General features: G+C 32.9%; 9 protein-coding genes. 2 read left to right on the top strand and 7 right to left on the bottom strand.

Translation table 11 applies throughout. From position 1 onward, the window contains the following. Positions 1–104 precede the first annotated feature (104 nt). The 4 genes from IMZ30_RS02380 to IMZ30_RS02395 are packed head-to-tail and all read right to left on the bottom strand — an operon-like array spanning position 105 to position 5,284. Entirely contained in the window at positions 105–1,058 is a 954-nt protein-coding gene (locus IMZ30_RS02380; protein WP_207038954.1) for an AAA family ATPase, read from the bottom strand. A gap of 3 nt (positions 1,059–1,061) precedes the next feature. Next, the gene (locus tag IMZ30_RS02385; RefSeq protein WP_242529690.1) at positions 1,062–2,492 is read right to left on the bottom strand and encodes a peptidylprolyl isomerase; all 1,431 of its coding nucleotides are present in this window, start codon (positions 2,490–2,492) and stop codon (positions 1,062–1,064) included. Continuing rightward, positions 2,485–3,339, bottom strand: a complete 855-nt coding sequence (locus IMZ30_RS02390) for a hypothetical protein (RefSeq protein WP_207038955.1) — start codon at positions 3,337–3,339, stop codon at positions 2,485–2,487. Before IMZ30_RS02390 ends, IMZ30_RS02385 begins: the two co-directional genes overlap by 8 nt. Continuing rightward, entirely contained in the window at positions 3,326–5,284 is a 1,959-nt protein-coding gene (locus IMZ30_RS02395; RefSeq protein ID WP_207038956.1) for a peptidylprolyl isomerase, read from the bottom strand. Before IMZ30_RS02395 ends, IMZ30_RS02390 begins: the two co-directional genes overlap by 14 nt. A 116-nt stretch (positions 5,285–5,400) precedes the next feature. Between IMZ30_RS02395 and IMZ30_RS02400 the strand changes: the two genes are divergently transcribed. Then, a complete protein-coding gene (locus IMZ30_RS02400; protein ID WP_207038957.1) occupies positions 5,401–5,850 on the top strand; it encodes an SRPBCC family protein in 450 nt (149 codons plus the stop codon). Positions 5,851–5,902: 52 nt separating this feature from the next. Then, positions 5,903–6,433 (top strand): OmpH family outer membrane protein, encoded by a 531-nt coding sequence (locus IMZ30_RS02405; RefSeq protein ID WP_207038958.1) that lies wholly within the window; start codon positions 5,903–5,905, stop codon positions 6,431–6,433. Between the two features lie 73 nt (positions 6,434–6,506). Here the strand turns inward: IMZ30_RS02405 and guaB are convergent, their stop codons facing one another. The 3 genes from guaB to IMZ30_RS02420 form a co-directional block, all read right to left on the bottom strand. Further along, complete coding sequence (guaB, locus tag IMZ30_RS02410) at positions 6,507–7,973, bottom strand: IMP dehydrogenase (RefSeq protein WP_242529691.1); 1,467 nt, start codon at positions 7,971–7,973, stop codon at positions 6,507–6,509. 133 nt (positions 7,974–8,106) lie between these two features. After that, positions 8,107–11,541 (bottom strand): methylmalonyl-CoA mutase family protein, encoded by a 3,435-nt coding sequence (locus IMZ30_RS02415; protein WP_207038960.1) that lies wholly within the window; start codon positions 11,539–11,541, stop codon positions 8,107–8,109. Between the two features lie 197 nt (positions 11,542–11,738). Next, positions 11,739–13,088, bottom strand: a complete 1,350-nt coding sequence (locus IMZ30_RS02420; RefSeq protein ID WP_207038961.1) for a S41 family peptidase — start codon at positions 13,086–13,088, stop codon at positions 11,739–11,741. Positions 13,089–13,238: the final 150 nt, after the last annotated feature.

Genomic DNA, 13,238 nt, shown 5'->3' on the forward strand with positions numbered 1-13,238 from the left:
TTCATAAGAAAAAATTCAATATCTCATAAAATTATAATTTGAATAGATTAAAAATACCAAAATTGATCTTCAATTTATAATCAGTTTAGATAAGCTACTTGTATTTAAAGTATTTCTTTTAAAATTTCATTAATACCAATTCCTTCAGCGACAGCTTTATAGTTTCTAACTACACGATGTCTTAAAATACCTTCGGCAACCACTTTGATATCTTCAATATCTGGTGAATATTTTCCTTTAGTCGCGGCATGGGTTTTAGCCGCTAAAATTAAATTTTGTGAGGCACGAGGTCCAGCACCCCATTCAATATATGTTTTCACAATCTCAGCAGCACTAGCCTCTAACGGTCTTGTTTTAGAAACAAGTTGGACAGCATATTCAATAACATTATCGGCTACGGGCATGCTTCTAATAATTTGCTGAACTGACAAAATTTCTTCTGCATTAAATACATGTTTGAGCTGAGGTATGAATGTATTAGTCGTAGATTTAACAACGTCTACTTCTTCTTGGAAACTCGGATAAGTTAAGTTTATCGCAAACATAAATCGGTCTAACTGGGCTTCTGGTAAAGGATAAGTTCCTTCTTGTTCGATTGGGTTTTGAGTTGCTAATACAAAATATGGTTTTGGTAACTTGTATGTATGCCCAGCTACTGTAACCGATTTTTCTTGCATAGCTTCTAATAAAGCTGATTGTGTTTTTGGCGGTGTTCTATTAATTTCATCAGCCAAAACAATATTTGCGAAAACAGGACCTTTCAAAAATTTAAACTGCCGACTTTCATCTAAGATTTCAGCACCTAAAATATCACTAGGCATTAAGTCTGGTGTAAACTGAACGCGTTTAAAATCAAGACCTAAACAGGTTGCTATTGTATTAACCATAAGCGTTTTACCAAGACCTGGCACACCGATTAGCAAAGCGTGGCCTCCTGAGAAAACTGAAATTAATATTTCAGATACGACAGTATCTTGGCCAATAATTACTCCTCCGATTTCTGTCTTTAATCGATTATACTTTTCAACAAAATTATCGATGACTTTAGTTTCAGACATAATTTAATTATTTAGCCAATCTTCAGCAAAATCGCATGATTTATAAGCTCCATTTAATTTAATATAAGTTTCTCTTGCCTTTTCTTTTTTCCATTTTTCTATGGCTTTTGTCTGCTTTTGCCGTAGTGCGAGTTCTCTAATCTTGGTGTAGTCTTTATTAAAATCTGCAACATGTTCCTCAATCTTATTAGTTACGGTAATAATTTTAAAAAACACCTCACTAGTTCTAGGCTTTGTATCAGTTAAAACACGTGACACTTCACCTTCTTTAAGATTAACAACTTGATCATAGATGCTTGGGTCTATTTTAGACAATTCAAACTTTGTGTCGCCTGTAGCACTATTGATAAGCTGGCCACCACTTTCTCTTGTTTCTTTCTCGTCTGAGGCTTCTCGTGCAGCGGCGGCGAAACTAACCTCTCCGTTAATTATTTTTTGTCTTATACTTTTTATTTCTTCTTTAGCTTTGTCTACTGCTTTTTTTGTGACTTCTGGATATAATAAAATGTGACGTACATCAACTTGTTGACCGCGGATTTTATCAACTGTTAGGATATGGTATCCAAATTCTGTTTTAAATGGTCGGCTTACTTCTCCTTCGCGTAAACTAAATGCGGCTTCTTTAAATTCTTTAACGTAGGGATCTTCACGAGATAATGTAATTTTACCTCCTTTACGGCGTGAACCTAAATCTTCTGAATATAAAATTGCTTTTGTCGCAAAACTTGCACCATTAAGAACTTCGTCTCTGTATCCATTTAATTTATCTATAACTGCTTGCTCTTCTTCTTCTCCAACCTCAGGTTCTATAACTATTTGAGCAATCTCTACTTCGTTACCGATTAAAGGTCTTTCATCTTCAGGAATACTTTCAAAGAAGTTTCTTGTTTCTTCTGGTGTTATTTCAACACCGTCTACAATAGATCCTTGCATTTCATCAGCGAGCATTTTTTCACGATTAATTCGTTGTAATTCGGCTCGCATTTCTTCTTCTGTATCGTAATTATAAAATTCTAACAGCTTTTGTAAGCTACCTGTTCGCTGGACTAATGCACCCATTTGTTGTTCTGTGTAGGCTGAAACTCGGCCTATATTAAACGGTAAACTATCTTGAATGGCATGATGTGCTAACAACTTATTTTCCATTAGACGCTCGGCTAAATCACAATAATCTATGTTTTCTTCATAACCTTGAGATTTTGCATCTTGAAAAAGCTTTTTAATGTCGCTTTCTAAAATTAAAAAATCACCAACAACACCAGCGACGCCATCTATTTTTACACGATCTATTGCGTTAGATTTTACTGAATCTATTTTTTCTTTTTGGTTAACTTTATTTAATAAGTTATCGCTTTCATCAACAGTTACTTGTGAAAATGTAAATGGCGAAGCTAAAAGAAGAAAACTTAAATAAAGTGTTTTAAAATTATTCATATATTTTGAATTCATTATTTTGTATAGCATCATTTTTTAATTCTTGTTGAATTTGTTGTGAGACCTGAAGCTTTTTTTTGTTGAGCAAAATTTGTCGAATTGTTGGTTTTATGTAGCTCAATGGTGCCTGGTCATTTCTTGATAATTTGTTTTTCAGGTAAATCAGCACAAACGTATCTTTTATATTTTTTTCTACAAAGCCTTTTCTATTAAATAATTCTAAATCAAAGTCTTCAATGTAGGGTTTTAGTTCTTTTTCAATATCTATGCTTCTCACCCAAGTAGAATCATTTAAAAATAAACTTTTAAACTCTAATGATTGATTTGAGAGCTGACTTCGATCAGTTTCATCAAAACGGATTAATGCTTTTTTTATTGCTTTAAATCCTTGAATGTCTTGTTTTAAGACGATGTATCGTATTTGTAGAAGTGATTCATTAAGCTTAAAGTTTAATTTATTTTGTTCATAGTAATTAACAATTTCTAAACTATCTATTTGAGTTTTGGCTTGTTTTTCTACAACGGCGTTTAAATAAGCTTTTTTAAGTAATTCGTCACGATAATCTTTAGCTAGACTATCAAAATAAGATTGTTGGCTTTTAGGTAGATTTAATTTCGCGCGATCTATTAAAATTTTATCGGTAGCCCATTTTTCAATAAAAGTTTGAGCAAAAATAGCACTATCGTTTTTAGTAATTTGATTGGGCATTGCTTCAACTAGGTCACTTTTATAAAGTTGATGTGTATTTACACTCGCTAAAACTTCAGATTCTTCTTGAACGCTAAATAGTTGACAAGAACCCAAGCTTAAAATTATTAAGCTAAAAATTAGTTTATTTATCTTCAAGAGTTTCTTCAATTTTATTTAATATGTTTGTTTTGATACTTATTTTGTAACGATTTCTAAGTTCATTTAACCATTTATTTTCTTTCAATTTTTGTAATTGGCTAATAACTTTACCTCGAACTTCTTTAAACGTGAGTTGTCGAGATGGCGATTTACTTAAAATGTCTATAAACAAAAAGGTATTATTGTGTTTTTTGATTTTTGTTACACCATTTCTATTGAAAAAAACTTTCGGTAATTTAGTAGATTCTTTTGTGAATTTATCAGTTTCTATTATAACATTATCTTGATGTGGTGTAAATATCGAATCTTTAGATTGATTTTTAAATTTAATGTAAGCTTTACGAACGTCTTTTAAAACTGATTTTTTTGTTGTTGAAAACAATTTAGCTTGGATTGAAGCTTTCGAAAAAAACTCATCTTTATGAGATTCATAAAAAGTTTTCTGTGTTATTGAGTCTTTGGTAACTGGTTCCCAAATCTGTTGCTCCATAACTTCAAATAACAAAATACCTTCTTTAAAAGTCTTTATAGATTTTGCAAATTCTGGATTAATATTAACCAAATTGCTTCGATGAAACTTAATTAACTTATCATAAAGATAGTCCTCTTTAGAAGCTGAAATCACTTCAATAGGAGAATTTTGATTTTTGTATGTACGTTGATTGAGTTCTAGATATTTAAAATAATCTTTATATGAGTAACTTTCATCCTGAATTTTTAAAAAAACAGATTTTAGCAAGTCAATATTTGAGACACTATCAACTCTAAATTTATTATTTTCAATTAAGCCTGAGATTTCGTCTGAAATTAACATGAAATGATTTCTAGAAAACTTAGGATTGTAGCGTTGTTTTAAATTTGCGGCTATTTTTTTATTAATCAATTTTGCGCGAGATGATGTTTTTACTTGACGTCTTACATCTTCTTTTTGCGCTTCATACGGCTCAAGAGGTTTTACATCTAAAAGTTTAATAATGTGCCATCCAAATTTTGTTTTTACAGGTTTTGAGATGTCACCAACTTGAGCCAAAGCAAAAGCGGTATCTTCAAAATTATCGTCATTTAAACCACCAACAGCAAAATAAGGCAGCTCGCCACCTATTTTAGCAGTATTCTGATCTGCTGAATATTGCTTGGCTAAATCTGAAAAATCTTCAGTTTTAGTGAGCTTATAAATTTCATTAATACGCTGTTCTGCGCTAAAAGTAGAGTCGTTTGGCTTAGGTGTGATCATAATATGTGACACTTTAATTTTGCCTCTTGACTCACGTTCACCAGTTTTCTGAATAATATGATAACCAAATCGAGTTTTTACAGGTTGAGAAACCTCACCAAGTTTTAGATTATAAGCCGCAGACTCAAAAGGATAAACCATTTTAAAGGCATTAAACCATCCCATATCTCCACCATTTAATTTTGCTGAAGGGTCTGCTGAATGTTTTTTTGCTAAACTCGAAAAATTAGCACCTTTTTTAACTTGTTCTGCAATTGCTAAAGCTTTATTGTAGGCTTTTAAAGTGTCTTGAGGTTGATTGCCTTCGATTTTTATTAGAATGTGTTTAGCTCTAACTTCAGTTTTAATTCGATTAAAAGTCTCTTTCAACATTGCTTCAGTTACGTCACCATTAGCAATATAATTATCAGCTAATTGCTTATAATAACGTTTATATTCTTTCAAGAAACTCTGACTCGTATCAATACCTAAATCTTCAGCAGCTCTAAGTTTAAGTTGATAATCAATATATAAATCAAGATAATGATCTACGTCTTTCTGGCTTTCATCTACAACAATGTCAAGATTCTTCTTATAATTTTCTATAAAATCTGCAGCAGTAAACACCTTATTTTCTATGGTGAACAAGACATCATCAGAACTGTAGTTTTGTGCAAAACTTAATTGTATAACAACTAAAAAAACAACTATTTTAATAGCAAATTTCATTTTCAATATTTTAAAACTGAACAAAAATAATAATTTAAAAACCTCACACAATGTTTAAATAATGATAAAAAAACATTATTTAGCGGCTGTAAAATGATGGCTTTTTAATTTTGAATATGAAATATGTTGAAGAAATTACCATTAATACAACCTTAGATAAGGTAATTGAGATATTTGAGGATGAAAAACAGCTTAAACACTGGCAAAGAGGACTTTTAAAATCACGCTTGATTAAAGGTAAAGCTGGTGAAGTTGGTAGTGTAAGAAAATTAAAAATTGATTTAGATCTTAGCACAGTTAGTATGCGAGAAGAAATGATTTATAAGAACTTACCTTATGAATGGTTTGCTGAATATCGTAGCGCTGGATTAGTAAGTATTCAAAAAAATTATTTTCAGCAAGTTGAAGGTTCTACGTTATGGAAATCTAAAAGCGAATTTAAATTTTCAGGATACATGAAGATGATTAGTAAACTATTGCCTTCAATTTTTAAAGAACGTTCTAAAATAATCATGAAAGATTTTAAAGATTATATAGAAAATGGTAATTCTGCCTCGCTTAAATAAGGCTTTGTTAAAGTAATAAAATATAGCGTAATTTGCAGCAAATTTAAGAATGATGAAAAAAGCAATTACTATTATGATTTGTCTTGTAAGTTTCTCAGCTCTACAAGCACAAACCAAAGTTGGCACAATTAACAATGAGTATATTTTATCTCAAATGCCAGAAATAAAACAAGTTGAAAAAGATTTAACCGCTTATGGTGAAGAATTAGATGCTAGCATCAAGCAGAAATATGACGATTATCGTGAAATGTTAGAGAAATATAACAATGAGCGCGAATCTTTAACCAAAATTATTCGACTTGCACGAGAGAAAAAAATACGTGCTGCTGAGGCCGATCTACAAAAATTACAAGAAAATTCAAGTAAGTTATTACAAATTAAGCAAGATGAATTGCTAAGACCATTATATCAAAAAATAGCTGTTGCACTAGAAGCTATTGTTAAAGAAGAAGGTTTTACTCAAGTTTTTAATGAAAATCAAAGCTTAATTTACATAAGCCCAGAATATGACTTAACTATTAAAGTCATGAAAAGAATTGGACTTGAAATTAGTGAAGAAGACCAAAAAGCGATAGGAAACTAGGCAAATGTTTTAAACATAAAAAAGCCGTTAAAAGTAAATTTTGACGGCTTTTTAAGTTTAAGAATACATTTATTTATCTGCTATAATTTGGCGCTTCCTTAGTTATTGAAACACTATGCGGATGACTTTCCATCACACCTGAACTTGTAATTTGCACAAACTGAGCACTGTCTTTAAGCGTTTGAATATCTTTAGCACCACAATAACCCATACCAGCTCTCAAGCCTCCGATAAATTGCACCATACTTTCTACCAACTCACCTTTATAAGGCACGCGACCAACGATACCTTCAGGTACTAATTTTTTGATGTCAGCTTCAACATCTTGGAAATATCGATCTTTTGAGCCTTTGTCCATGGCCTCTATTGAACCCATTCCACGGTAAGATTTAAACTTCCTACCTTCATAAATAATGGTTTCTCCAGGAGACTCTTTAGTTCCTGCCAATAATGAACCTAACATGACGCAATCGGCACCGCCAGCAATAGCTTTAGGTATATCGCCTGTATAACGAATACCACCATCAGCTATAACAGGTACACCAGTACCTTTAATAGCTTCTGAAACTTCCATTATTGCTGAAAGTTGAGGATAACCAACACCAGCAACAATTCTAGTTGTACAAATTGAACCTGGACCAATACCCACCTTAACAGCATCAGCACCTGCATCAACTAAATATTTTGCAGCTTCTGCGGTAGCTACGTTTCCTACCACAACATCTAGTTTTGGGAATTTGCTCTTTATACGTTTTAAAACTTCAACAACACCTTTTGTATGTCCATGAGCTGTATCAATTACAACAGCATCTACACCTGCATTCACAAGTGCTGAAGCTCTTTCTACTATATCGTTTGTAACGCCAAGAGCTGCAGCAACGCGTAATCTCCCGAATTCATCTTTATTAGCAGCTGGCTTTTGAGTTAGTTTTGTAATGTCTCTAAAGGTGATTAAGCCTACTAATTTATTTTCATTATCAATCACAGGAAGTTTTTCTATTTTATGCTGCTGTAAAACAACTTCAGCCTCTTTTAGTGATGTTCCTTCACTTACGGTCACCAAATTATCGGTTGTCATAACTTCCTTAATTGGCCTGTCATTTTTTTGTTCAAAACGTAAATCACGATTTGTAACTATTCCTATTAATTTTTTAGAGTCATCAACTATAGGAATTCCTCCAATGCTGTGTTCTCTCATGCTATCATTAGCATCTTTAACAGTAGCAGTTATTGGTAATGTAACAGGGTCTATAATCATACCACTTTCAGCACGCTTAACACGTCTAACTTTAAGTGCCTGAGCTTCAATTGTCATATTTTTATGTAAAACACCTATGCCGCCTTCTCGCGCAATTGCAATAGCCATTCGAGACTCTGTAACTGTATCCATAGCAGCTGAAACTATAGGGACATTAAGGCTTATATTTTTGGTGAATTTACTTTGAATACTAACTGTTCTAGGCAGAACATCTGAGTATGCTGGAACTAATAGAACATCGTCATAAGTCAGTCCAAGTCCTTTTACTTTTGAATTAGTCATTGCAATTAGATTTAATTGCATGCAAATATAGACTTTTTATTTGGGGCTGAGTTAGAGCTAATTATAATTTAATGATAAATTAAAAGCCGTTTCGATTGAAACGGCTTTTGTGTTAGTAAAGCAAAATATATAATTACATATTTCGTCTGTACTGACCTCCTACTTCAAATAATGCTTCTGTAATTTGACCTAAGGAACAATATTTTGTCGCTTCCATCAATTCTTCAAACATATTGCGATTATTAATAGCTGCATCTTGAATTTTACTTAAATATTCTTCCGCTTTATTTTCGTAAGCTTGATGTAATTTATTTAAGGTGCTAATTTGAAACTCCTTTTCGTCTTCCGTAGCACGAATTACTTCTCTTGGCTTCACCGTTGGAGAACCTTTTGAACTTAAAAATGTATTTACCCCAATAATTGGGAATTCGCCAGTGTGTTTCAAAGTTTCGTAATGTAAACTTTCTTCTTGAATTTTACTGCGCTGATACATGGTTTCCATAGCGCCTAAAACGCCACCGCGTTCGGTTAAACGATCAAATTCAGTTAAAACGGCTTCTTCTACTAAATCGGTTAACTCTTCAATAATAAAAGCCCCTTGAATTGGATTTTCATTCTTCGCCAAGCCTAATTCTTTATTGATAATCAACTGAATAGCCATGGCGCGTCTTACCGATTCTTCTGTAGGTGTGGTAATGGCTTCATCGTAAGCATTGGTGTGCAATGAATTACAGTTATCATAAATGGCATATAAAGCTTGTAAAGTTGTTCTTATATCATTAAAGTCAATTTCCTGCGCATGCAATGAGCGACCTGAAGTTTGAATATGATATTTTAGCATTTGTGCTCGTGGATTAGCACCGTATTTATCACGCATGGCTTTCGCCCAAATTCTTCTAGCAACTCTACCAATTACCGCATATTCAGGGTCGATTCCATTGGAGAAAAAGAAACTTAAGTTAGGCCCAAATTTGTTGATATCCATTCCACGGCTTAAGTAATATTCTACATATGTAAAGCCATTAGAAAGCGTTAAAGCTAATTGGGTAATTGGGTTGGCTCCTGCTTCTGCGATATGATATCCAGAAATGGAAACTGAGTAGAAATTTCTAACTTTATTTTCAATAAAATATTCTTGAACATCACCCATTAATCGCAAAGCAAATTCAGTTGAAAAAATACAAGTGTTTTGCGCTTGGTCTTCTTTTAAAATATCTGCTTGAACGGTACCACGAACTACAGCTATGGTTTCTGCTTTTATTTTTTGATACACATCTGCAGGCAAAACTTGATCTCCGGTAACGCCTAACAACATTAAACCAAGACCGTTATTTCCTTCTGGTAAATCTCCGTTGTACTTAGGTCTTTCTAAGCCATTTTCCTTGTAGATTTGTTTAATTTTAGCTTCTACTTCGTTTTCAAGTCCGTTTTCAGTAATGTATTTTTCACATTGCTGATCGATAGCCGCATTCATAAAAAACCCAAGAAGCATTGGTGCTGGACCGTTAATGGTCATACTTACCGAAGTCATGTGATGTGCTAAATCGAAACCAGAATACAGTTTTTTAGCATCGTCTAAACAACAGATTGAAACTCCTGCATTTCCGATTTTTCCATAAATATCTGGACGGTGATCAGGATCGTTTCCGTAAAGGGTAACCGAATCGAAAGCAGTAGATAAACGCTTCGCCGGTAAACCTTGACTTACATAATGAAATCTACGGTTGGTGCGCTCAGGTCCGCCTTCTCCAGCAAACATTCGAGTTGGATCTTCTCCAGTGCGTTTAAACGGATATAAACCGCCTGTGTACGGGAATTCGCCTGGTACATTTTCTTGCAACATCCATTTGAGTAAATCGCCCCAGGCTTGGTATTTAGGCAAGGCAATTTTAGGAATTTGCTGATGCGAAAGTGATTCGGTATGCGTTTCTATTTTGATTTCTTTATCGCGAACTTTAAAACTGTAAATCGGATCTTTATATCGCTTTACGGTAGATTCCCAACTTAATATTTTTTCCCAATTGTATGGGTCTAAATCCATTTTTACCCGATCGAATTCTTTTTTGAGTAAACCAACTAATTGTTCGTTTTCAGGTGAAGTATTGTTTTGTAATGCATCTTCTTCAATTCCATTTTTATCTAAAGCCAATTCAGCTTCAACCGAAGATGACAAAGTTTTATAAATTCCGTATAACTTCTGAGCTACTTCAACTTGGTGATTCACCTTTTGATCGTAACTTCTATTATTTTCAGCAATTTCAGACAAGTAACGTGTTCTTGCTGGCGGAATGACGAAAATTTTCTCAGACATTTCGTCTGTAATTTCGTAAGTACTATTGAGTTGGGCTTTGGTTTTATCGGCAACCAAATCCATAATTTGCTTATACAACACATTCATTCCAGGATCATTGAATTGAGAAGCAATGGTCCCGTAAACCGGAAGCGTATCGAGTTTTGCATCCCATAATTGGTGATTGCGTTGGTATTGTTTTTTCACATCCCGCAGCGCATCTTTAGCACCACGTTTATCGAATTTATTAATGGCCACCAAATCTGCAAAATCAAGCATATCGATTTTTTCCAGTTGTGTAGCTGCTCCAAATTCTGGCGTCATTACATACAATGAAACATCAGAATGGTCTAGAATTTCAGTATCGCTTTGTCCAATTCCTGAAGTTTCTAAAATAATTAAATCGTAATTGGCCGCTTTTAAAACTTCAACAGCTTCTTGCACATATTTGGAAAGTGCTAAATTAGACTGACGCGTAGCCAACGAACGCATATAAACTCTTGGCGAATTAATAGCATTCATACGAATACGATCGCCCAGTAAAGCTCCGCCTGTTTTTCGTTTAGATGGATCGACAGAGATAATTCCGATTTGTTTGTCATCAAAATCGACTAAAAAACGACGAACCAATTCATCTACTAAAGAAGATTTTCCTGAGCCACCTGTTCCTGTAATTCCCAATACAGGAACTTCATTATTACTCGATTTTTGTATCGGTTCAAAAACTGACTTAAATTCTTCATGTCGATTTTCAGCTAAAGAAATTAAGCGAGCAATGGTGTTTACATTTTTATTTTTAAGGTTTTCTGAAGTTTTTTCTGCTTCAACTAATTTTGGCGTTGGGAAGTCGGATTTTTCAACCAAATCGTTAATCATGCCTTGCAATCCCATTTCACGACCATCGTCTGGAGAATAAATTCTAGTAATCCCATAATTCATTAAATCTTCAATTTCTTCCGTCAGGATTACGCCACCGCCGCCACCAAAAATCTTGATGTGGCTTGCTCCTTTTTCTTGAAGTAAATCGTACATGTATTTAAAATACTCGTTATGGCCGCCTTGATAGGAAGTCATAGCTATGGCATTTACATCTTCTTGAATGGCTGTATTTACGACTTCTTCTACGCTTCTATCGTGTCCTAAATGAATGACTTCTACTCCAGTAGATTGGATAATTCTTCGCATGACATTGATGGCTGCATCATGACCATCGAAGAGTGATGCTGCCGTTACAATTCGAATTTGATTTTTGGGTGTATATGGTTTTTGTTGTTCCATGCTGAAGCTGAATTATATTTAAAATTATGATGCGGTAAATTTACGAATTTCATAACTAAAACCATTTGTTTAAGTTTATTTTAAATAGATACCAACTTTTAATATTATATAATTTGTAGCTACTTTATTAAGTTTGAAAAACTTTTATTAGCACATATATTTTATTTTCAATCTGAATAATTTGATGACATTTGATTTCACTCAATCCATTTTATGGCATATTGAAGAGCATCATTATATGTGTTAATATCTGGATAAACAGGCTCAAAAAGTTTTGGATTTCCTTTAGCGCCTATATCATAGGTTGAACTTACATAAACAATATTACCAGAATAAGGTAATTTAAAATCAATAAGCTCTCCGAAATCATTTGTTAGCTCTCCAGTTGATGTCCCAATAAGCGTACTTAAATTATATGTTTTAACAGCATCCGCTAAAAAGTTTGCACTTGAAAAAGTTTTTGGTCCAATTAAAACACAGGTTTTACCTGTAAAATAAAAACTTGGTTTAATTGGATTTATTAATTCACTATCAAAATCTTCAATTATAGTTCCACTTTCCTTATTGTAATAATATTCCATAAAACTTTTTCCATGATGCTTGCTATAGTTGTTTTTCTTGTAAGCGACTTTGGCTTGGCTACTTACTTTCCAAAATCTTCCACTGGATTGACGGTATGGTTTTGTGGTAATATAGGAAAGTAATAAATCATTTAGTTTTGAGTCTCCTCCTGAATTTTCTCTTATATCAATAATGAGTTTGTTTATTTTTTTATCATCAATTTCGCTGAAAGTTTTGGACAAAAAAACTTCAAAGGCGCTATAATCTGTGCAACTATTGTAACTAATAAGTCCAATATTATCATCAATAATTTCAAAAGTATAGTTGTCGATAGAATTACCATTAACTAAAAAATCATTTAATTCCTGTACATTTATTCCTTTCAAACTGATAGTGCGATCAGTTAAATAAATATTATATGGAGCTTTTAATTTATCGGTAAAAAACAAATAAAGCGGAAACAGCCTTTCACAATTTGCATTTTTAAATGTATTAACTCCACCTATAAAACTCATGCATTCTTTGTACAATTCAACGATACTAAAACCATTGATTTCGGTTAACTCAATACCAACAGGTATTTTATCGTTTATAGATCTCGTCACTTTAAAAACAGTATTATCTTTAATTAATTTCCCTGTAAATGGTAAGAATTGATAGCTGATTAATTCAGGAAAGATTTTATCGTTTTGCCAATCTAAGCCTGTATGACCTCCACTAAGTAATGCAGATAGCTTCATACTTGAAGCAATAAAAGTTTTAAGAGGTATAGAATCCCTATCAAACGTTGATAATGTAGCTTTTACGCTTTTGTCAAAATACTGCTTTTCAATTTTAAAATAAGGATTATAATGGATATCTTCTATATTTTTAATCATATAATTAATATCTGCTATTGCCTTTTCAGTTGATATGTAAGCCATATTTTGACTTATTCCAACTGATACTATCAAAATGAATATTACATTTATTATTAATCTTTTCATATTACATTTTTATGTTAAATTAAATTATTCTCAACTAAGCGAATAAAGATGCTTTTTGTCCTTAACAGCCCAGCAGATTATTTTTTAATGTCTCCTTTAATTTCGACTATTCAGAAAAAATAAAAAAATAGTCTAAATGTGCTTTATAGA

The sequence above is a fragment of the Psychroflexus sp. ALD_RP9 genome (genome assembly GCF_017311165.1).
Taxonomy (GTDB): domain Bacteria; phylum Bacteroidota; class Bacteroidia; order Flavobacteriales; family Flavobacteriaceae; genus Psychroflexus.